Below are 22,092 nucleotides of genomic sequence, written 5' to 3' on the forward strand. Positions count from 1 at the left end.
ATTACTCGATATAGTCAAAGCGATCAGGTTTTAGGGGCAGGTTTCTAGTTCCAGACGAAACCTAAGTACCTACATCCATGTAGGCAAAGCCGTCAAGCTTCGAGACCCCATGAGCATATGCTCTATTATGTGATTGGGGCGAGTAAGCGCTGACAATGAACCATAAGACCTGAGTGAGAAGACTATAAATTGCAAGCTAAATGATTGAACATAAGCTAGAATTTACCATGCAGGCTGAAGTAAATGAACTAATAGAAGGTAATAAACTATGACATGGATAACGGGTGTACTTATTTTTGCCGTTGGTACATTAACTGGTTTTTTCGCAAACCGTTTCCTATCACTGAGTAGTCGTCAACAACAAGCGCTACAAAATGAATTACAACAAAACCAACAAGAGCAAGATGCACTTAAGCAAGAATTAAGCAACTATTTGGCCGGCGTTGAGCAATCATTTAAAACGCTAGCAGAGCAAGCAATGCAAGCCGCTCAAACTGCCAATACGTTTGGGGCTAGCGTCAAAGCGTCAGATTCAAAAGGGGAAGACTTTATTCCCTACTTTGGTTCAGATGTTAGTGAAGGGCTCAAAGAAACAAAACCAGTTGAGCAGTTAAGTAAAACAGTACAAAAATCTGATGAAACCAACGCTCCGCTCGATTACTCAGCGGGCAACTCAGGTATTTTAGTATCAGAAGAGAGTAAATAAATCCCTACTTTTCTGAACTTTTAAACCTAGCTTAAGTCTAGATGCATAACAAAAGGCCTGCTTATATGTAGAAAATATAACAGGCTTTTTTAATGAAATTAGTCAGTTAGTTACGGAGTTTTAATTTGATCATGTCGATTTTCAAATTTTCCAAAATATTAGTTATCTCGGCTTGTCTAGCCGTTGCCCCTATGAGTAACGCGGCAATTCCTTGGTTTGGTCAAGACGAAAAGCAACCTTCCTTAGCCCCAATGCTCGAAAAAACCACCCCTGCAGTGGTAGATATCATGGTACAAGGAACTAAAGCCGAAAAGCAGCAGTTACCTGAACCGTTACGACGCTTCTTTGGTAACCAGGCTCCGCAACGCGAAAGACCTTTCCGCTCGGTCGGTTCTGGCGTCATTATTGATGCAGATAAAGGCTATGTGGTTACCAACCACCATGTTATTGACGATGCTGATGAAATTATCGTGACGTTAAAAGATGGTCGCGAATTTGAAGCTAAGAAATTAGGCTCAGATCCGGAAAGCGATGTCGCATTGTTAAAAATAGAAGCTGATGATCTCACTGCGGTTAAAATAGCTAATTCAGACAAACTGCGGGTCGGTGATTTTGCCATCGCTATCGGCAACCCATTTGGTATCGGCCAAACTGTTACCTCAGGTATTGTTAGCGCGCTAGGGCGTAGCGTATTCGGTATGGAAAAACTAGAGAACTTCATTCAAACCGACGCGCCAATTAATAGCGGCAACTCAGGCGGTGCCTTAGTTAACTTTAAAGGCGAATTAATTGGTATCAACACTGCGATTATAGGCCCTAATGGCGGCAGTGTCGGCATTGGCTTTGCCATTCCTTCTAACATGATGAAAAACCTTGTTGAACAAATCATTCAATTTGGTGAGGTTAAGCGTGGCGTATTGGGTATATCCGGTCGTACCATAGATGCTGAATCAGCTAAAGAGTGGGGCTTAGATACACCGCAAGGGGCTTTTGTTGAACAAGTTTTCCCTGATACTGCAGCAGCTGAAGCTGGACTAAAACCAGGTGATGTCATTGTATCAATCAATGGTAAACGCAACTCAACCTTTAACGAACTGAGAGCCAAAATCGCGACCTTTGGTGCTGGTAAATCAGTAACTTTGGGAATTGTGCGTGACGGTAAAAATATCGAAGTGGAAGTGGTATTAAAAGAATCATCAGCAACTAAAGTTGAAGCAGCAGCTATCCACCCACAATTAGAAGGGGCTAAACTAAGTAATCATGAAGATGGCGGCATCACGATAGACAGTATAGCTGATGGCGCACCAGCGCAAATGATCGGCTTAGAGCAAGGCGATAAAATCATCGGCATTAACCGGATGCGGATCGACAACATTGCTGAATTACGGGAAATGTTAGATGGTAAGCGCGGCTCATTTTATTTAAATATTGTACGTGGCGACACCCCACTGTATATTTTCATTAGATAAGATACAGTCATAGTAGATACTCAAAGGGCTAGCTTACTGCTAGCCCTTTGTCGTTAATAGACATGAATATACAAAAAACCTTTGACCATATTAAAAATACCGTCACCTTTATCGCTAAATCGTTAGGTATTGGTTTCATTATCGCCGCTCTTTTGTTTGCTTTTTTTCCAGAACTCAAAAAGAACAATGCATTATGGCAAAGTTTTTTTGCAGCCAACGAACCCGATTTTCGCCCCGTGAGCTATGCCATGGCAGTCAAACGAGCAGCACCGGCTGTAGTCAATATTTATACCCGTACCACGCAAACCACCAATCGCTTCATCTATAACATTACACGCGAAGTACAGGGATTAGGCTCTGGGGTTATAGCGTCTGAAAAAGGATTTATCTTAACCGCTGCTCACGTTGTTAAAGATGCTGATTTAATCGGCGTAGCGTTACAAGACGGGCGTATTTTTGAAGCGCAGCTGATAGGAACCGATCCCGCCAACGACTTAGCTGTGCTGTATGTAGAAGCGAATAATCTGCCTGTCATTCCAATAAATAAAAACCGAGCTATTCAAACAGGCGATGTCGTACTAGCAATAGGTAACCCATACAACCTTGGTTTAACCATTACCCAAGGTATTATTGGCGCAACCGGTCGCTCAGGTCTTATGTCTAACAAAGCCATCAACCTTGATCATTCAGATTTTATTCAAATGGATGCGGCAATTAATGATGGTAACTCAGGCGGTGCCTTAGTTAACTCTCTTGGTGAGTTAGTTGGCATAAACTCAGCAAAGCTCGCACCACTCAACCAGCAAACAACCTCTCAAGGGATCTTTTTTGCGGTAAACGCTCACTCAGCATTAAAGATTATGGATAGAATAATTGAGAACGGTCGTGTAGTGCGCGGTTATTTAGGTATTTCTGGTAGCGCTTATGGTCTACCTTCGGAGCTTAAACAATCAGAAGAGGCGTTTGCTATTTTAGTCAACGAAGTCGAGAGCGATAGCCCCGCCGCACAAGCAGGCTTACAACCAGGTGATTTGATTTTTGAGTTAGCTGGTGCACCGATTGTCGAACCAAATGATGTGTTAGAGTGGTTAGATAACACCAAACCTGGAACACAAGTTAAAATTCGATTAATACGTAAAAATATCATCCTAGAAAAAACCGTCATCATGGGCGAAGACCCAATAACACGCCGCTTGCGAGACTAGTTATACAAAATTGGCGATGCGAGATTAGCTATGCAAGAGCGGTTAAATAACGTTGAAGTTGAACTATTTTACAACGAACAAAAAAGCCCGCATTAAATCGCGGGCTTTAAATCGAAAATCACATCACAAGTTTAAGCTTTAACTGACCCGCGTGACCTTAGCCCCCAAGCCTGCAAATTTTTGCTCTAAGTTTTCGTAGCCTCGGTCTAAATGATAAATGCGATCAACCACTGTCGTCCCTTCTGCGACTAAGCCTGCTATCACTAAACAAGCCGAAGCCCGTAAATCAGTAGCCATCACTTGCGCCGCTGACAATTGCTCAACACCGTGACAAATCGCGGTATTCCCTTCGAGCTCAATATTAGCCCCCATCCGATGCAACTCAGGCACATGCATAAAACGATTTTCAAATATGGTTTCTGTTACTTTTGCAGAACCGTTAGCAACACAATTTAATGTGGTAAACTGCGCTTGCATATCCGTAGGAAAGGCTGGATGAGGAGCCGTTTTAATATTAACGGCTTTTAATTCACGACCTGTCATATCCAAACTAATACTATCTTGCGTCGTTTCGATTAACGCACCTGCTTCTTTGAGCTTAATAAGCACAGCATCTAGCATTTCTGGGCGGGTATGAGTACAGCGAATTTTACCACCTGCAACGGCTGCCGCGACTAAAAATGTCCCAGTTTCTATGCGATCCGGCAAAATAGAGTGCTGCATACTTTGCAATGACTGCACGCCTTCAATCGTGATTTTATCCGTACCAGCGCCTTGGATCTTAGCCCCCATTTTAATTAGGCATTCAGCTAAATCGACAATTTCAGGTTCACGAGCGGCGTTTTCAAGTACGGTTGTACCTTCAGCCAAAGTCGCCGCCATTAATAGGTTTTCAGTGCCGGTCACTGTCACTGTATCAAATAAAATGCGTGCACCTTTTAAGCGGCCGTCCACTTTCGCTTTAATGTAACCTTGCTCAACAACCACTTCGGCACCCATTTGCTGTAAGCCATGGATGTGTAAATTGACCGGTCTCGCACCTATTGCACAGCCACCGGGCAAAGACACTTGAGCTTCGCCCATTCGCGCAAGCAAAGGACCAAGCGCCAAAATAGAAGCGCGCATGGTTTTAACTAACTCATAAGGAGCAATACTCGATGTCAAGCTAGACGCATCAAGTTGCACGCTATCGTTATCACATTGATTGCTTATACCCAGCTCGGCAAGTAATTTAAGCGTTGTATTGATATCTCTTAGTTGCGGCACATTAGTAAAAGTGACTTTATCAGCAACCAAGATACTTGAAAAAAGAATAGGAAGAGCGGCATTTTTAGCGCCGGAGATGCGTACATCGCCCGATAACGATGCACCACCTTCAATCTGCAATTTATCCATTAACGGAAAACCTGATGGTTAATGAGAGAATTATAATTATAGTCAAAGCGATCTGGTTTTAGGGGCAGGTTTCTAGTTCCAGACGAAACCTAAGTACCTACATCCATTTAGGCAAAGCCGTCAAAGCTACCGCGTCCTGCTAACGCCCCTCGCTTAAAGCGCCTACTTTTGGTACCTGCATCCATGCAGGCAAGCTTCGAGACCCCATGAGCATATGCTCTATTATGTGATTGGGGCGAGTAAGCGCTGACAATGAACCATAAGACCTGAGCGAGAAGACTATAACTAGAAATTTAAAAGCTTATGCTTACGATATTCTTCTTCGGTGAAGGCTTTAATGGCAACAGCATGAATAGTGCCATCAGCGATCATATCCATTAATGGGGCATATATCGCCTGCTGACGCTTTAATGAGCGTTGACCTGCAAATGATTCCGAAACGGCTACAATCTCAAGGTGAGAGCCTTCAGCTTTAACTTGAATATCGCTGAGGTCTAACGAATCGTTAAGAAGTTGTTTAATCTGTTCAAGATCCATAGAAATTATTCGATACCTAAAATGTCAATAACGTTACTAATGCTGGCTAACTTAACCAGCTCATCAGTAACATTATGCCATTTTAATTCGACGCCCGCTGCTTCTAATAGTAATTTTTGTTTAACAAGCCAAGCTAAGCCAGCGGTATCGGTACTAAATTCAGCCATATCTAAACTCAAAAAATCATTCTGAGGTTGTGGAATGGATAACCCTTTAAAGTTATCGAATCGGCTTAATTTGCCCACTAGCTTTACAACATCACTTTCTACGGTAATGCTTAACATACTATTGCGTATCCTGCTGCTTTAACACGAGAGGTTTTTCGGCTTTGCTTTTTAGATCGGCTATAACAGCCTTAATACCCGAACGCTTAATCGCCTCATTAATTTCTTTTCGTTTGGTATCTAACACTGAAATACCTTCGGCATCCATGTCGTATGCGCGCCAACTGATTGCACCAGTATTTTTATCTTCTCGCTTACGAAATTTAAAATACAAATCGATATCTGGGCGGCCCGGTTCTATGATTTTACTCTTAACTACCACAATATTAAGATTAGAAAAGTCTTTGCTTGGTTCAACCGCGACACTTTGTGTTTGACGATAGGTTGAAAATACCTGAGCGTAAACGGTTACCATGTAGTCTTTAAATACTTGAACAAATTCTCTTTTTTGTTCCGTCGACAGTTTTCGGAAGTGTTTATTGCCTAATACCTTATATGACGCATAGGTGTAATCAATATGCGGTAATAGCTCTTCACTAACAATCACTTTTAAATGATCAGGATTTTGCTTAATCGTATCTAATTCTTTATCAAATCGATTAAATGCACTTTGCGCCACATTTTTTAATAAAATATAAGGGTCTGCTTCCATGGCAGCTTGTGCCATAGACGAAATACCAATACATACAAAAACAAATGTTAGTGCAACGTACTTTTTAATTTTAACTAAGTTCATACTTTTAAATAACTCCTAACACATCCCTATGCTTAGTCATCGTTTTGACTAAATAAAAACTGTCCAATAAGTTCTTCTAATACTAACGCAGACTTGGTGTCTTCAATAAAACTACCCGGCGCTAATATTTCAATACCGTCGTCCACGAATCCAGGCTCTAAGCCTAAATACTGCTCGCCTAATAGACCTGCAGTTAAAATACTCAACGAGCTAGTCTCTGGGAAATCATTGTATTGTTGGTAAATATCCATAGTGACAACCGGCACATAATCGGTGCGGTCCAATGCAATACTAGAAACTCGCCCTACAACAACCCCACCAACCTTGACAGGACTTCTGACTTTCAAACCACCTATATTGTCAAATTTGGCTTTAAGCTGATAGGTTTCAGAACTACCAACAGAACTTGAGTCAGCAACTTTTAAAGCGAGCACTAAAAAGGCGATAAAGCCAGCTACGATAAACAAACCAACACCGAACTCCAATTTACGGTTTGTCATTATTATTCTCCAAACATCAATACAGTTAACACAAAATCTAATCCCAAAACAGCCAGAGATGAGTGCACAACGGTTTGCGTTGTTGCTTTACTAATCCCTTCTGAAGTGGGTATACAATCATAACCTCTAAAAATAGCAATCCAAGTGACGACAAAGGCAAAAACGACACTTTTAATAAAGCCATTCATCACATCGTCGCTGAAATCAACAGATGCTTGCATAACAGCCCAATAAGCACCTTCATCAACGCCAAGCCAGTCGACTCCCACTAAGTGTCCACCAAAAATTCCCACAGCGCTAAACATAAACGCTAACAGCGGCATGCTATAAAAACCCGCCCAAAAGCGCGGCGCAATAACACGTCTTAGCGGATCAACGGCCATCATTTCCATGCTAGTTAACTGCTCAGTGGCTTTCATTAACCCAATTTCAGCGGTTAACGCAGAGCCTGCACGGCCTGCAAAAAGCAAGGCGGTCACCACTGGGCCTAGTTCACGTAACAGTGACAAGGCGACCATAGGACCCAAGCTATTTTCTGCGCCATAACCTATGAGTATAGTATAGCCTTGCAGCGCTAAAACCATACCAATAAACAAACCACTAACGACAATAATCGCTAAAGACTGAACACCAACAACATATATTTGTCGAACAACCAAAGGAAAGGATTTTGAGATATTTGGTAATGCAAACAAGGCAAAAAACAGCATTACCCCAGCTCTTCCCATGGTTGTGACTTGCTGAATGACACCACGCCCTATTTGAGTTATCACTTGAGCTATCACAGCAAAACCTCTTTCAATTGTTGCTTAAACGGCTGTGCTTGAAAATGAAATGGCACAGGTCCATCAGCTTCACCTGCCATAAACTGATGAACTAAAGGCGACTGATGTGCACGTAACTGCTCTGGCGAGCCATAACCAATAATTTGTTTATTGGCAATAATATAAGCGAAATCAGCAATGGCCATCACTTCATGTAAGTCATGTGACACTATGATTGAGGTTAAGCCAAGCGCATCATTCAATGAACGGATGAGTTTTAACAAAACCCCCATAGAGATAGGGTCTTGGCCAACAAACGGCTCATCATACATAATCAATTGTGGATCAAGTGCGATAGCTCTAGCTAAAGCTGCTCGGCGCGCCATTCCACCCGACAACTCATTTGGCATTAAAGACGCTGCGCCACGTAAACCAACCGCATCTAACTTCATTAACACCATGCTACGAATAATATCTTCCGGCAGCTTTGTGTGTTCACGAATAGGAAAGGCGACATTTTCAAACACCGTCATTTCCGTAAACAAGGCACCACTTTGAAATAACATGCTCATTTGTTTACGAATATCGTAAAGCCCACTACGGCTCAGATTGGGGATATTTTTGCCATCAAACAGAATATTGCCAGAATCAGGGCGAAGTTGACCGCCAATCAATCGCAATAACGTGGTTTTACCTATACCACTAGGGCCCATCACAGCGACCACCTTCCCTTTAGGAATGGTCAAACTGATGTTTTCATAAATAATTCTGTCGTCGCGAGAGAAGGTTAAATCTTCTATTTGTACGAAATTTTTAGGATCCATGCACTGTCCTTGTGGACAAACTCAATGTCTTTCTCTAGTGTGGCGCGTCTTGCGATAAGACCGCAATTCTAACAGAAAGGTTGCAAATTAGTCAGACGAAATATTGTAAATTATTGTAGCGGTTTGGATATAATGCGTTACCAACTACCTTATAATTATTAATTTTACATGTTAGAAGCCATTTTATTCCTCATTTTGGGTCTTATCGGACTCGTATTTAGCGCAGATAAGTTCGTGTTTGGCGCCGCTGCTTTAGCTAAAAACTTAGGTTTATCATCACTCATTATTGGATTAACCATAGTTGCTATGGGCTCATCAGCACCTGAAATGATGGTTGCCGCAACTGCCGCACTCGACGGAAAAATAGACACGGCTATAGGTAATGCTATAGGTTCCAATATTACCAACATCACACTTGTACTCGGTTTAACCGCTATTTTAAAAGTTATTTCAGTATCCTCATCAACATTAAAACGAGAATTACCTTTAGTCTTTGTTAGCTCTGTTTTAGCGATTGCCGTAATTTACAATCAGGAATTCACACGCTTAGAAGGCATAATGTTACTTATCGCTTTCTTTGCAACTATAGGCTACCTCACTTGGCGGGCGCTTAAAAAGTCTAAAACAGACGAACCAGACCTTTTAGAAGACGAGTTGTCTGATGATGTACCAGAAGGTGTACCTATGCCTAAAGCACTATTTTGGCTAGCGTTTGGTTTAATTTTATTACCTTTAAGTTCTAATTTACTGGTTGATTCCGCAGTGACTATCGCCAAATATTACGGCTTATCAGATTTAGTCATTGGATTAACCATTATTGCTATAGGTACCTCTTTACCTGAACTAGCCGCTTCAATTGCCGGTGTGATGAAAGGTGAAGATGACTTAGCCTTGGGCAATATTGTTGGTTCCAATATTTTTAATGCCCTCGCAGTTGTTGCCATTCCAGGTATCATTGCGCCAGGGGTGATCGATCCATCAGCGGTTAATCGGGATGGTCCTATCATGTTGGGTGTGACTTTATTAATGATATTAATGGCAGTTGGTTTTAGTAAAGTTCGCAATATCAATCGACTAGAAGGTGCGTTACTCTTAGCTTGCTTTATCGGTTATCAATACTTACTTTTTTTTCATCAAGCCTAAGTGTTATTGTTTTCAATGAAGAAACATAATTTTATACAAACAGCAAAAAACGTATTAGAGATTGAAGCCAACTCAGTGTTAGCTTTACAACAATACCTAAACGAAGAATTTCAACAGGCCTGTGGCGCATTACTAGCCTGCTCCGGTAAAGTGATCGTGACCGGAATGGGTAAATCAGGACACATAGCTAAAAAGTTAGCGGCAACATTTGCTAGTACTGGCACTCCGTCTTTTTATGTTCACCCTGCAGAAGCCAGTCATGGTGACTTGGGGATGATAGAACCTAACGATATCGTGTTAGCCCTATCAAATTCAGGCGAAACCGAAGAAGTTTTGCATATATTGCCAACCATCAAGCGAATTGGCGCCAAACTAATCAGCATGACAAGTAAACCTAATTCAACATTGGCTTACGAGTCAGACCTACATATTACTTGTGCTGTAGAAAAAGAGGCTTGTACATTAGGGCTGGCACCAACGTCTAGTACCACAGCGGCATTAGCCATGGGAGATGCAATTGCCGTTAGCCTTTTAGAAGCAAGAGAGTTCTCCAAGCAAGATTTTGCTATTTCTCATCCAGCCGGCGCACTGGGAAGACGATTATTACTGCGAGTAGCCGATCTAATGCAATCAGGTGATGAATTGCCTTGTGTTACTCTCAATAAAACGATTTACGAAACCTTGCTCGTCATAAGTGCGAAAGGAATGGGCTTTACTGCGGTGGTTGATCAGGACAATGTCGTTATTGGTGTTTATACTGACGGTGATCTGCGCCGTAGCTTAGATAAGCGTATCGATATATACAGCACAAAAATAGTTGATGTAATTAAGAAAGGCTGTGTTACCGTACAGGCCGATTTATTAGCAGCTGAAGCCCTGCAAATAATGGAAGAAAAAGCCGTCAACGGCCTGATTGTTGTTGACCACGAACAACACCCCATAGGTGCAATTAATATGCACCACTTGTTAAAAGCAAAGGTACTCTAAATGTTTTCATCAATATATGGCTTGTTAAATAGCCAGCAAGTTGAGCTTTTTAAGCAAACTAAGCTATTTATTTGCGATATTGACGGTGTGTTCAGCGATGGTCGTATTTACTTAGGCAATAATGGTGAAGAGCTAAAAGCCTTCCATACTCGCGACGGCTTTGGTATTAAAGCGATTATTAACGCTGGCATACAAGTAGCGGTCATTACGGGCAGACAAAGTACCATAGTCGAAAAACGCATGACATCACTTGGCGTGCAACACATATATCAAGGTCAGTCGAACAAACTAGAAGCTTATGCTGATTTAAAAAACAAACTTAAAATCAGCGACAAACAAATCGCCTATATAGGTGATGATGTACCAGACCAAACCGTAATGGCGCAAGTAGGATTAGCGATTGCCACCCAAGATGCTCATCCCATCATTCAAAATTTAGCGCATTACCAAACGCAAATTAAAGGCGGTTTTGGCGCTGTTAGAGAGGCTTGCGATCTCATGCTACAAACTAGGGGCTTATTAGAAAGCGCCCAAGGTATGAGTGTCTAGCCCATGCGCGCCTATTTATTGGTTCTTATATTAACCGTGATTGCGACCATTTTTTTCTGGGAAGAATGGCAATCTGCAGCCACTCAAGCACCAGAGAAAAAACAACAAGGTATTCAACCTGATTACCAAGCCGAAAACTTGGATATCAAGTACTTTAATCAACAAGGTCAATTGAGTGCTCAAATGCAAGCCAAAAACTTGGCACATTTCGAAAGCCAAGCGGCTACCGAGTTCGAACGAGTAGACTATCAATACTTTGGGCAAGACAACCATTGGCAAGTTACCGCACAACATAGTCAGCTCAAACAAAATCGCTACTTACAATTGCACGATACCATTGTTTTACAGGCACTCAGCAACGCTCAGCCTATATACCAAATCAATACCCAAGCTATTGATATTGACCTAATTAACCAAGAAATCCATAACGATACGCAAGTCAAATTAGCCAGTTCACAACTGCAATTGGCTGGCAAAACCCTCTATGGCAACTTACGTTCTAAACAATTTGAAATCCAACATGACATTAAAGCCACTTACTCACCTAGCCATTAGACTAGGCTTAATATTCAGTGTATTGCTATCAACTGCGAGTTTTGCAGAACAAGCTGCTGATAATGAACAAATATTTATTGATGCGGAAAAGCAATCAATGGATTTAGTTAATAATAAACTCACTTTTTACGGTAATGTCCAAATCAGTCAGGGGCACTTACAGCTCAATGCCGACAAATTAGAAGTGCAACGTAATAAAGGTAATCAGTCAGAAAAGCTTATCGCTTCAGGTAACCCAGTCACCTTTAATCATCAGTTAAAAGATGGGATCCAAATCAAAGCTCATGCACAGCAAATGCATTATAACTTAACAACCCAAGTTTTAGTGTTAATTGGCCAAGCACAAATAAACCAAGCGGATAGCATGATTAACGGTGACCGAATTGAATACGATGTGGCTAAACGCCAACTCATCGCATCTTCCGACAAAGCCTCTGAATCGAGGGTTCGCGTTGTGTTAACTCCGGTAGCAAAAGAAAAATGACCAAACTCGTCGCTAAAAATTTAGCCAAAAGATATAAAGCTAGACAAGTCGTACAAAGCGTATCACTTGAAGTAAATTCTGGACAAATTGTCGGGCTACTTGGCCCTAACGGCGCAGGAAAAACAACCACTTTCTACATGATTGTGGGGTTAGTCGCTGCTGATAGCGGAGAAGTATCGCTAGACGACAAAGATATGACTCACTTCCCAATGCATGAAAGGGCAAGATTAGGGGTTGGCTATTTACCGCAAGATTCATCTATTTTTAGAAAATTGACCGTGCGTCAGAACATAATGGCTATTTTAGAAACAAACAAAGCACTAAATAGCCAACAAAGAGAAAATAAACTTGCAGAATTACTACAAGAGTTTCATATTGAACACATAGTCGATAGTTTAGGAATGAGTTTATCGGGTGGAGAAAGACGTCGCGTAGAAATTGCCCGAGCTTTAGCTGCAGACCCTAAATTTATCCTATTAGATGAACCTTTTGCTGGTGTTGATCCTATTTCAGTACTCGATATAAAAAGGATTATTACCCATTTAAAAGACAGAGGTATTGGCGTATTAATTACCGATCATAACGTAAGAGAAACGCTAGATGTTTGCGAAACAGCCTATATTGTTAGCCAAGGTAATCTCATTGCCTCTGGCAAACCGGAAAGTGTGTTAGCAAATAAACAAGTGAGAGAAGTGTATCTTGGCGAACAGTTTACACTTTAATGATGGTAAGCCAGCCTGTAACCGTGGCCAATAAACCGATTAGATAATGAAACAATCGTTACAATTAAAATTTAGCCAACAACTGACCATGACACCTCAGTTGCAACAAGCCATTCGCTTGCTGCAATTGTCGACCTTGGATTTACAACAAGAAATTCAAGATGCGATGGATGCTAATCCTCTGCTTGAACATGAAGAACAAGATAGTTTTGACAGCAACGAAAGCTTAGATTCAATCAAGGAGCCAGAATCTAACCTGCTAAATGGCTATGACGACACGCCAGAGCCTATTGCCGATACCAAACAAGAACTAGAGCGGACAGAAATTCCAGACCAATTAGTCACAGATACCACTTGGGATGACCATCTATCCCAGGGTGCCAGCCCAGCAGCTAAAAGCTCAAGTTATTCTGTTGCAGACGATACAATTTACCAAGGCGAAACCACTGAAACGATCCGTGACCACTTGTATTGGCAAATGGACCTGACCCCATTCTCACCAACCGATCAGGCAATTGCCACCGCAATTATCGATGCGGTAGACGACAGCGGTTATTTAACCGTTAGCGCTGAAGATATATTAGAGAGTATGGGCGATGACGAAGTTGAGCTAGACGAAGTTGAGGCTGTACTGAAACGCATTCAGTTATTTGATCCTATTGGTGTTGCGTCAAGAACCGCGCAAGAATGCTTACTGGTACAACTCAATCAATTTAGCCCAGAGACGCCTTGGCTTAAAGAAACTAAACAAATCATAGCCAATCATATCGACTTACTTGCCAATCGAGATTATCGAACCTTAAGCCGAAAAAGCCGGTTGAAAGAAGATCAACTGCGGGAAGTGATGAAACTCATTCATTCACTCAACCCTCGCCCTGGCAATGCAGTCATCGCGGAGGAAGCACAGTATATTGTCCCGGATGTTTCAGTGCGCAAAGAAAAAGATTCATGGATTGTTGAGCTAAATCCGGAAAGTGTGCCTAAACTTAAAGTAAACCAAGAATATGCTGCATTAAGTCGCACTGCGAAAAATTCAGCGGACACTCAATTTATTCGTTCTCATATGCAAGATGCAAAGTGGTTTATTAAAAGTTTGGAAAGCCGTAACGATACTTTACTCAAGGTCGCAAACTGCATTGTTGAACACCAACAAGGCTTTTTTGAGTATGGTGATGAAGCCATGAAGCCTATGGTGTTAAACGATATTGCCGAAGCAGTTGAAATGCATGAGTCGACAATTTCACGTGTGACTACACAAAAATACATGCACACGCCGCGCGGTATTTTTGAACTAAAATATTTCTTTTCCAGCCATGTCAGCACTGAGAATGGCGGCGAATGTTCATCTACCGCTATTCGCGCATTGATTAAAAAATTAGTAGCCGCTGAAAACCCAGCTAAACCGCTAAGTGACAGTAAAATCACCGACCTGTTAGCTGAACAAGGTATTCAAGTCGCTCGCCGTACCATAGCTAAGTACCGAGAAGCTTTGTCGATTCCACCATCAAACCAACGTAAGAGCCTACTTTAGGGCTCGCAACCATAGAAGGAAAAGCCTATGCAAATCAACTTAACTGGCCGCCATGTAGAAGTGACCGAGGCTTTAAAAACGTATGTCGACACAAAGTTTGCAAAACTAGAGCGACATTTTGATCATATAAACAATGTATATGTTATCCTAAGCGTGGAAAAGTTAGTGCAAAAAGCGGAAGCGACTTTGCATATTAACGGCGGAGAGATATTTGCCACGTCCGATCACCAGGATATGTATGCAGCGCTTGATTCATTAATTGACAAGCTCGACAGGCAAGTAATCAAACATAAAGAAAAATTAAAGAGTCATTAATCTGCTCAATGGAAATTGAACAACTAATCACTCCGGACTGCGTATTTTGCGCAGTTCCGGCTAAAAGCAAAAAAAGAATCCTTCAAGTTATTAGCCAATATGCGGCTAAACAGCTAGGGCAAACTGAAATACAAGAACAAGACATACTTGATGCCTTGCTAGCACGTGAAAAACTCGGCAGCACAGGTATAGGTCAAGGTATTGCCTTACCTCATGGTCGTCTTAATTGTAATAAAAGTTTAGCTTTGTTGTTAACCTCAGACGAAGCCATTGACTATGACGCGATAGACAATGCCCCAGTCAAAGTTTTCTTCGCATTACTTGCCCCTGAGTCTGAATGCCAAGACCACTTAAAGTCACTAGCACTAATAGCCGAAAAACTATCTGATAAAACTGTACTTAAAAGTGTGAAAAACGCTATAACCAATCAAGAGTTATACCAAGCAATCACTAATTAAGTTTGTTGTTAAGTTTATGGCAAGTTAAGTTCATGACTATAAATAGCTGAAAATAGTGGTATATTCTACTTGCTTATTTCAATAGGTTGTTAGTTTTAAGGAAAAACGATGTTACAGCTAGTCATTTTCACTGGTCGCTCAGGATCAGGTAAAACCGCTGCGTTACATAACCTTGAAGATTCAGGTTACTATTGTGTCGACAATATGCCGCTAGAGCTTTTGCTGTCGCTCATCAATACAATGCAAGGCAAAGCCGATAAAGTTGCGGTGACATTAGATATTCGTAATCTAACGTCTCCTTCTGAGAATCAAGTTTCCACCTATTTAGAGACATTACGTAATAAAGTCAGCTTACGTGTTGTTTACCTTGATTCGACTAATACCGCTTTGCTAAAGCGCTTTTCAGAATCAAGACGTATTCACCCACTCTCCTTACAAAACAGTGAGCTTAGCTTAGAAGAAGCGATTAAAGACGAAGAAAACCAATTAGACAGCATCAAGCAACAATCTGATTTAATTTTAGATACAACAGGGCTAAGCATTCATCAGTTAAACGACTTGGTTCATAGCGAAATACTTGGCACTAAAGCCAAGCAACTCAAGTTGGTATTCACTTCATTTGGTTTTAAGCACGGGCTTCCGCAAGATGCAGACTATGTGTTTGATGCGCGTTTTCTGCCTAATCCTCACTGGGTACCCGAACTAAGACCACTCACGGGTTTAGACCAACCGGTAATCGATTACTTAGCGCAAAGTCCAGAAGTGAGTGAATTCATCTGGCAAGTTAAAATCTTCCTTAAAACTTGGTTACCTGCGCTGGAGCGCAATAATCGCAGTTACGTGACTGTCGCCATTGGCTGTACAGGTGGCCAGCATAGGTCTGTGTATGTGGCACAAACATTAGCTGATGCCTTTAAACAAGAAAGAGATAACATCACCATTTTACATCGAGAGCAGCGTCGTTAGTTCATGTCAATTTGTGTATCAGAGTCACTCACCATAGTTAACAAGCTTGGGCTACATGCACGAGCGGCAACTAAGCTCGTTGAGCTAACCCAACAATTCCAATCGACAATTACCATTAGCTGCGAAGGTAAATCAGCCAACGCCCAAAGTGTTATGGCGCTTTTGCTGCTTGCTGGTGCGCAAGGCAAACAAATAACCGTACAATGCACTGGCGAAGATGCCCCAGCGGCATTAGAAGCCGTAAAAGCACTAATAGCCAATAAATTTGAAGAAGCTGAGTAGCCCTACTCCCCTGTGTTTTCAACACTAATAGTTAGAATTGCAAACAGGCTTGCGGTAGACTAAGCGCATAATATTTCTGATAAAGATCTGCGGGATATGCAGGACACCTTCGAACAAGACAATAGCCAAAACTTGCTAAGCGATATTAGCCATGCGCTAAGTCAAGGCATGTTTGTGCACGTGCGTAATATACTGCACGAGATGTCTGACGGAGATATAGCCCACGTCTTAGAGTCCTCACCCAGCAAACAACGCCATGTTATTTGGACATTAATTGACCCAGAGTTTCACGGCGACATTCTTGAAGAGCTATCTGAAGACGTTCGCAATAGCATCATCCAAAAAATGAACCCCTCAATGGTTGCCGAAGCCACTGAAGGGTTAGATACCGATGATCTTGCCGAAGTATTACGTAGCCTGCCCGATGAAACTTACCAAGCCGTTTTGCAATCGCTGGATGAGCAAGATCGTCATCGTGCAGAAAAAGCCCTAGGCTACGAGGAAGACACCGCCGGCGCTATCATGAATACGGATACCGTCACCATCCGTCCTGATGTGACTATTGAAGTCGTGAGTCGCTATCTCAGGTTGCGTGGCCATCTTCCAGAAGCAACTGACGTATTGTACGTGGTTGATGATCAAGACAAGTTACTCGGCACATTAAGTCTGGCAAAACTCGTGGTCACGTCAAACCCCGCGACTTTAGTGTCAGACATTATGGAAGAAGAAGCGGAAACTATCCCTGCGGATATGGACGAATCTGAAGTTGCTAAACAATTTGAGCGCCATAATTGGATATCAGCACCTGTTACCAATGAGCAAGGTCTACTATTAGGTAGGATCACCATAGATGATATTGTTGATATTATTCGTGAAGATGCCGAACATTCCATGATGAGTATGGCGGGTTTAGACGACGAAGAAGACACGTTTGCTCCCGTTATCAAAAGTACCCAGCGTCGCTCTATCTGGCTGGGTATTAATTTAATTACAGCATTATTGGCCGCTTTAGTTTCTAGTGCTTTTGAAGACATTCTTTCCCAACTCGCAGTTTTAGCTGTACTCAATACGATAGTACCCAGTATGGGCGGTATCGCAGGTAACCAAACATTAACCTTAGTGATCCGGGCAATGGCGGTAGGCCACGTTGCACCAACCAACGTGCGCTGGCTAATAATAAAAGAATTTACTATCGGCTTGCTGAATGGGGTTTTGTGGGCAGTATTGATTGCCTCTGTCGTCGCACTTTGGAAACAAGACTTATTACTCGGTGGGATTATTGCTTTTGCCATGCTAATGAATATGCTCGCAGCCGGCATTGCGGGTGTAAGTATTCCACTGATATTAAAACGCTTAGAAATAGACCCTGCTCTCGCTGGAGGCGTAATTTTAACAACCGTCACAGATGTAGTCGGTATATTTGCATTTTTAGGTACAGCCACTTGGCTATTAAGTGCTTAAGCAGGGTTTATATTTCCTCTTTTATATTTATCTATAACTAACTGACTATATCGCCACAAAAAATGTCATGGTTGTTGCGTAGGCTGAAAACGGCGCTCATGATATAATTATCTTCATATTTCATGCATATTTTTAGCTAAACTCAAATATGAGCGAACTTAACGCGGTGCTCAGCCATGTATTAAAATGGCCCGTTAGACCTTTTATTCGCACCAAAGTCATTCCAGCGCAATTAGAAGCTGAGATCAACATTGATCACGACAAGCCTTTATTTTACGTTTTAAAAGAAGAGTCAATTTTTGATCTGCTTGCTCTACAGCGCATCTGTAAAAAATTTGATCTACCGTCTCCATTTAGCAAAGTTAACGTCAATGGCACTCTCTACACGAGGTATATTTGCCTTGATCGTATGGCATCCAGCCTAAAGATTAAACGTAAACCGACAGAAGCTTTGTCGCAAGTCGAACAGTTACTTAAGCAACATAAAGAACAAACCGGTATTGATGCTCAATTAATCCCTTGTTTTTCAACTTGGGGACGTTACCCAGGTAAAGCTAACCTTGATGCTGATGTGGTCTTCAACGATCAACGCAAGCCAAGTGCTTTAGCAAAGTTTTTTATTGTTCTGTTTTCAGGGCGTCACAATCTCATTCAGTTCAGTCAACCCGTGTCCTGCCGAGAAGTCGCTGACGATCATGGTTCTGATAAAGCTATTGCCCAAAAACTGCTACGGGTAGCACGTTTTCATTTTCAACGCCAAAAGCTCGCGATTGCTGGCCCAAAGCTGTGGGAAAGAGATCAGCTAATTAATAGTTTATTAGCCTCGCCAGCATTAAAAAAAGTGATTGAAGACGAAGCTAAAAGTAAAAATATTAGTATCAATAAAGCCCGTGAAACCGCGCGCCAATACTTAGATGAAATGGCCGCAGACTATCGAGAAAATGCGGTACGTATTGGCGATCGCGTTCTTACTTGGATATGGAACAAGTTATATCATGGGATCCACATCACCAACGTAGAAACAGTGCGTAAGCTTGCCCATGAAGGTCACGAGGTAGTTTACGTACCTTGTCATCGCAGCCACATGGATTACTTACTATTAACCTATGTGATTTATCACGAGGGATTAGTTCCTCCTCATATTGCAGCGGGCATCAACTTAAACTTCTGGCCAATGGGGCCTATTTTTCGCCGTGGTGGTGCCTTTTTTATGCGCCGCTCATTTCGTGGTAACAAACTTTATTCAGCCGCTTTTAGAGAGTACATGGCACAACTTTTAAGTCGTGGCTATGCGATAAAATACTATCCTGAATCTGGCCGCTCACGTACAGGGCGCTTACTTAAGCCCAAAACAGGTATGTTGGCCATGACAGTGCAATCCGCTTTACGTGGTTTGGATCGCCCTATCACCTTGGTTCCTGTCTATATTGGCTATGAGCATGTAATGGAAGTCAGTACTTACATGCGCGAGCTTGGTGGTGCAGCTAAACAGAAAGAGTCATTCTGGCAAGTATTAGGTATATTGCGTAAATTGCGTCACTTTGGCCAAGGCTATGTTAATTTTGGCGAACCGATTAGCTTAAACAAACAACTCAATAGCAAAGTGGAGAACTGGCGCGAGGATATTCATCCAACCATTCCACAAAAACCCACTTGGTTTCCAGGCTTTGTCAACGATATTGCTCAGCAAGTGATGTGTAATATCAATCGAGCAGCGGCATTAAATGGCGTTAATTTATCAGCCCTAGCCTTACTTGCAGCACCTAAACATTCATTATTTAGAGACGATCTCGAAAATCAGCTCAAGCTATGTTTAGCTTTGCTTGAACAACATGCCCCTTTCTCTGAGCTAACCTTACCTCCGGATCCGCATCCCAAATTACTAGTCGAGCATGCGATTTCCATGGATAAGTACCAAGTCGAAAAAGGCAAGACTGACATTATTTCCTTAACGGATTCTGAAGCCGTATTACAAACATACTATCGCAACAATGTTTTGCATGTATTCTTGTTACCTTCACTCGCGGCCGCAAGCTTGATTGCGGACGCAAAAAATAACCGTGCAACCATACTAACTCAATGGCAAACTCTGCTACGGTTAATTGCCGGTGAGTACTTTTTAAAGTTTAGCCAAGCGCAGTTAGAAGCCCATCTCGACCATATTTTAGCAACACTTAAAGACTACAAAATGCTGACGATTGATAATCAGGAGTTACAGGCTATTCGTCATGCCGACTCTCGTTATCAACAATTACATTTATTAGCCAGCTACTGTCAAGAAACATTGCAGCGCTACGCAATTGTACTCGCTGTATTAGAGCAGACACCAGCGATTGCCAGAACCGATTTAGAAAGCCAAGCATTAGATCATGCTAAGCAATTAGCCAAGCTAAACGGAATCAAAGGCCCTGAATTTGTCGACAAGAGCTTGATCAATCAGCTAATTTTAAAATTACGCGAGTTAGGCTACCTGCAATCAAATGATGATGGCTTGTTAGAATCGACCGACACTCTAGGCGGGTTACGTTCAATTGTTTTTGAATTATTAGACGGGGATATATTGGCAACAATCCGTCACCCTTAAATTTGCAAACACGAGCACTAAATAAACCTCATCTCTTAACCTAAACTAAACCAAAATAAGGTTAAGAGATGAGTTAAATTGCGGATAACCAAAAGTTTGCCGCTAGACCAATAAAAATCACCATACCCACTGGGTGGTTATCTAAAAACGCCTTAAAGCAAGCTTGCTTATCACGGTTTCTAACCCAAAGCTGTTGCCGAATAAGCATGCCACTCGCTATGATCAAAGCACTGTAAAATGGCCAAGTTAAATCTGTCATTACGCCAAAAAGCACCATCAAGCCAATAAAACAAGCTTGCAGAACGCCTACTATCAATTTATCAAACTGGCCGAAGAGAATAGCCGTTGATTTAATCCCCACTTTGAGGTCGTCATCTCGATCAACCATGGCATACAAAGTATCGTACGCGACTGTCCAAATTAAATTGGCAACATACAATACCCACAAAGCGGCTGGTAACTGCTCACTTGCTGCCATGTATGCCATTGGAATGCTCCAACTAAAGGCCGCACCCAACACGAATTGTGGCAAATAAGTAAATCGCTTCATGAATGGATATAAACTGGCTAATAAGAGAGCAACAACAGATAGCAATATCGTGTGCCAGTTGAGGGTTAATACCAAACAAAATGCCAGCAAAATTAATACGAAAAACAATATCAAAGCTTCTTTTGCTGATACAACTTTAGTGGCTAGGGGTCTAGTTTTGGTACGCTCTACCGCTCCATCAAGATTGCGATCGGCAAAATCATTAATGACACACCCTGCAGCACGCATAACCCATACGCCTAACACGAACACCACCATTAAATGCCATGAGGGAAAGCCTTGGCTAGCGCTAAACAGAGCCCACAATGTAGGCCACAATAGTAAGTAATTACCGACGGGTTTATCTAAACGCATTAATTGCGCATAAGCTAAACGTTTTTCAGGGTTATTCAAACTCAACATAAGCAACACAATCAGGTAAAAATATTTCGCTAACCATTAAAGGCCAAGCCGAAATTTCAAAAATAGAGCGGCGTCCCCAAATCACCTGTTCACGGCTCAAGCTAGGTTCAAATTCAGGGAAAGGGGCAACTTCAATCTCTCCGCGGGTTACCGCTCTGTGATTAAATAAAGCTTCACCAAGAGGTTTATCACCTAAAGCAGCTAAAAAGCCATTACCTTTGTGTAAGGTGCTCTGAGGAATTAACGTACTAGCAAATACCCAAGGCTTACCATCACAATATAAAAGCACTTGGCGTTGCCAATATTCCTGATCAATTAATTGCTCTGGTATTATTTCGTTTATCGCAGCATGACTTATACTTTGTTCAAATACGACTTCTACTTGAAACTGCTGACAATGCGCTTTTAAGCGAGCCGTCAGCGACGATTGATCAAATAGCCAGTCTTGCAACTGATCACTCACCTGATCACACTGAGACAACAACTCGCTATTTTTAGCTAACCAATGAGGTTTTAATGGTATGGGGTAAAGCAAATTGCTCAAAATTGCTAGATACGTATATTGAACTTTGGCGCATAATAGCAGTTTTACCCTGCCAATTCAGCTTTGTGAGTGACATGGTTATTTAGAAAAAATTATAAAAAAATTAGCATAATTGAGTTTTGAATATATGTAATTTCGCGTATGCTAAACTTTAAGCATCGGCAGAGTGTGTAGACAACACAATCTGGTTTTAACGCTC

25 protein-coding genes are annotated in these 22,092 nt (G+C 41.8%); 16 read left to right on the forward strand and 9 right to left on the reverse strand.

The window, feature by feature from the left end:
* Positions 1 to 268: 268 nt before the first annotated feature.
* The 3 genes from C2869_RS20545 (at position 269) to C2869_RS20555 (ending at position 3,380) form a co-directional block, all read left to right on the forward strand.
* Positions 269 to 706: a YhcB family protein gene (locus C2869_RS20545; RefSeq protein ID WP_108604688.1), complete on the forward strand. Its 438-nt coding sequence runs from the start codon at positions 269 to 271 to the stop codon at positions 704 to 706.
* Positions 707 to 837: 131 nt separating this feature from the next.
* Positions 838 to 2,175 carry a DegQ family serine endoprotease gene (locus tag C2869_RS20550; protein WP_108604689.1) on the forward strand — a complete coding sequence of 446 codons (1,338 nt, stop codon included), beginning with the start codon at positions 838 to 840 and terminating at the stop codon, positions 2,173 to 2,175.
* A gap of 62 nt (positions 2,176 to 2,237) precedes the next feature.
* Entirely contained in the window at positions 2,238 to 3,380 is a 1,143-nt protein-coding gene (locus C2869_RS20555; protein ID WP_108604690.1) for a trypsin-like peptidase domain-containing protein, read from the forward strand.
* Between the two features lie 138 nt (positions 3,381 to 3,518).
* On the opposite strand, the gene murA is transcribed toward C2869_RS20555, so the two are convergent.
* From murA to mlaF, 7 genes are all read right to left on the reverse strand, one after another.
* Entirely contained in the window at positions 3,519 to 4,775 is a 1,257-nt protein-coding gene (murA, locus tag C2869_RS20560; protein ID WP_108604691.1) for a UDP-N-acetylglucosamine 1-carboxyvinyltransferase, read from the reverse strand.
* A 285-nt stretch (positions 4,776 to 5,060) separates the two neighbouring features.
* The gene (locus C2869_RS20565) at positions 5,061 to 5,312 is read right to left on the reverse strand and encodes a BolA family protein (protein WP_108604692.1); all 252 of its coding nucleotides are present in this window, start codon (positions 5,310 to 5,312) and stop codon (positions 5,061 to 5,063) included.
* 5 nt (positions 5,313 to 5,317) lie between these two features.
* Positions 5,318 to 5,596, reverse strand: a complete 279-nt coding sequence (locus C2869_RS20570; RefSeq protein ID WP_108604693.1) for a hypothetical protein — start codon at positions 5,594 to 5,596, stop codon at positions 5,318 to 5,320.
* A gap of 1 nt (position 5,597) precedes the next feature.
* Positions 5,598 to 6,272, reverse strand: coding sequence for an MlaC/ttg2D family ABC transporter substrate-binding protein (locus C2869_RS20575; RefSeq protein ID WP_108604694.1), 675 nt, complete (start codon positions 6,270 to 6,272; stop codon positions 5,598 to 5,600).
* A 32-nt stretch (positions 6,273 to 6,304) separates the two neighbouring features.
* Entirely contained in the window at positions 6,305 to 6,772 is a 468-nt protein-coding gene (mlaD, locus tag C2869_RS20580) for an outer membrane lipid asymmetry maintenance protein MlaD (RefSeq protein ID WP_108604695.1), read from the reverse strand.
* Between the two features lie 2 nt (positions 6,773 to 6,774).
* Positions 6,775 to 7,554 (reverse strand): lipid asymmetry maintenance ABC transporter permease subunit MlaE, encoded by a 780-nt coding sequence (gene mlaE, locus C2869_RS20585; RefSeq protein ID WP_408011902.1) that lies wholly within the window; start codon positions 7,552 to 7,554, stop codon positions 6,775 to 6,777.
* Positions 7,554 to 8,360 carry a phospholipid ABC transporter ATP-binding protein MlaF gene (mlaF, locus tag C2869_RS20590; protein WP_108604696.1) on the reverse strand — a complete coding sequence of 269 codons (807 nt, stop codon included), beginning with the start codon at positions 8,358 to 8,360 and terminating at the stop codon, positions 7,554 to 7,556. The genes mlaE and mlaF overlap by 1 nt, the downstream gene beginning before the upstream one ends.
* A 168-nt stretch (positions 8,361 to 8,528) precedes the next feature.
* Here mlaF and C2869_RS20595 point away from each other — a divergent pair, with 168 nt between their 5' ends.
* From C2869_RS20595 to plsB, 13 genes are all read left to right on the forward strand, one after another.
* A complete protein-coding gene (locus tag C2869_RS20595; RefSeq protein ID WP_108604697.1) occupies positions 8,529 to 9,503 on the forward strand; it encodes a calcium/sodium antiporter in 975 nt (324 codons plus the stop codon).
* 15 nt (positions 9,504 to 9,518) lie between these two features.
* On the forward strand, positions 9,519 to 10,490 hold the full coding sequence (locus C2869_RS20600) for a KpsF/GutQ family sugar-phosphate isomerase (protein WP_108604698.1): 972 nt from the start codon (positions 9,519 to 9,521) through the stop codon (positions 10,488 to 10,490).
* Positions 10,491 to 11,039, forward strand: a complete 549-nt coding sequence (gene kdsC, locus C2869_RS20605) for a 3-deoxy-manno-octulosonate-8-phosphatase KdsC (RefSeq protein WP_108604699.1) — start codon at positions 10,491 to 10,493, stop codon at positions 11,037 to 11,039. It begins immediately after the preceding gene.
* A 3-nt stretch (positions 11,040 to 11,042) separates the two neighbouring features.
* Complete coding sequence (gene lptC / locus C2869_RS20610) at positions 11,043 to 11,594, forward strand: LPS export ABC transporter periplasmic protein LptC (protein ID WP_108604700.1); 552 nt, start codon at positions 11,043 to 11,045, stop codon at positions 11,592 to 11,594.
* A complete protein-coding gene (lptA, locus tag C2869_RS20615) occupies positions 11,560 to 12,078 on the forward strand; it encodes a lipopolysaccharide transport periplasmic protein LptA (protein WP_159084259.1) in 519 nt (172 codons plus the stop codon). Before lptC ends, lptA begins: the two co-directional genes overlap by 35 nt.
* A complete protein-coding gene (gene lptB, locus C2869_RS20620; RefSeq protein ID WP_108604702.1) occupies positions 12,075 to 12,800 on the forward strand; it encodes an LPS export ABC transporter ATP-binding protein in 726 nt (241 codons plus the stop codon). Before lptA ends, lptB begins: the two co-directional genes overlap by 4 nt.
* 46 nt (positions 12,801 to 12,846) lie before the next feature.
* Positions 12,847 to 14,331, forward strand: a complete 1,485-nt coding sequence (locus C2869_RS20625; RefSeq protein WP_108604703.1) for an RNA polymerase factor sigma-54 — start codon at positions 12,847 to 12,849, stop codon at positions 14,329 to 14,331.
* A gap of 27 nt (positions 14,332 to 14,358) precedes the next feature.
* A complete protein-coding gene (gene hpf, locus C2869_RS20630; protein ID WP_108604704.1) occupies positions 14,359 to 14,646 on the forward strand; it encodes a ribosome hibernation promoting factor in 288 nt (95 codons plus the stop codon).
* 8 nt (positions 14,647 to 14,654) lie between these two features.
* Complete coding sequence (gene ptsN / locus C2869_RS20635) at positions 14,655 to 15,104, forward strand: PTS IIA-like nitrogen regulatory protein PtsN (protein ID WP_108604705.1); 450 nt, start codon at positions 14,655 to 14,657, stop codon at positions 15,102 to 15,104.
* A 108-nt stretch (positions 15,105 to 15,212) separates the two neighbouring features.
* Positions 15,213 to 16,070, forward strand: coding sequence for an RNase adapter RapZ (gene rapZ, locus C2869_RS20640; RefSeq protein WP_108604706.1), 858 nt, complete (start codon positions 15,213 to 15,215; stop codon positions 16,068 to 16,070).
* A gap of 3 nt (positions 16,071 to 16,073) precedes the next feature.
* The gene (locus C2869_RS20645) at positions 16,074 to 16,352 is read left to right on the forward strand and encodes an HPr family phosphocarrier protein (RefSeq protein ID WP_108604707.1); all 279 of its coding nucleotides are present in this window, start codon (positions 16,074 to 16,076) and stop codon (positions 16,350 to 16,352) included.
* A gap of 96 nt (positions 16,353 to 16,448) precedes the next feature.
* The gene (gene mgtE, locus C2869_RS20650; RefSeq protein WP_108604708.1) at positions 16,449 to 17,813 is read left to right on the forward strand and encodes a magnesium transporter; all 1,365 of its coding nucleotides are present in this window, start codon (positions 16,449 to 16,451) and stop codon (positions 17,811 to 17,813) included.
* A 148-nt stretch (positions 17,814 to 17,961) separates the two neighbouring features.
* Entirely contained in the window at positions 17,962 to 20,397 is a 2,436-nt protein-coding gene (gene plsB / locus C2869_RS20655) for a glycerol-3-phosphate 1-O-acyltransferase PlsB (RefSeq protein WP_108604709.1), read from the forward strand.
* 73 nt (positions 20,398 to 20,470) lie between these two features.
* Here the strand turns inward: plsB and ubiA are convergent, their stop codons facing one another.
* Together ubiA and C2869_RS20665 are read right to left on the reverse strand one after the other, a co-directional pair.
* The gene (gene ubiA, locus C2869_RS20660) at positions 20,471 to 21,349 is read right to left on the reverse strand and encodes a 4-hydroxybenzoate octaprenyltransferase (RefSeq protein ID WP_108604710.1); all 879 of its coding nucleotides are present in this window, start codon (positions 21,347 to 21,349) and stop codon (positions 20,471 to 20,473) included.
* Positions 21,333 to 21,893: a chorismate--pyruvate lyase family protein gene (locus C2869_RS20665; protein ID WP_159084260.1), complete on the reverse strand. Its 561-nt coding sequence runs from the start codon at positions 21,891 to 21,893 to the stop codon at positions 21,333 to 21,335. The genes ubiA and C2869_RS20665 overlap by 17 nt, the downstream gene beginning before the upstream one ends.
* Positions 21,894 to 22,092 lie beyond the last annotated feature (199 nt).

It is taken from the genome of Saccharobesus litoralis (assembly GCF_003063625.1).
In the GTDB taxonomy this organism is placed as follows: Bacteria; Pseudomonadota; Gammaproteobacteria; order Enterobacterales; family Alteromonadaceae; genus Saccharobesus; species Saccharobesus litoralis.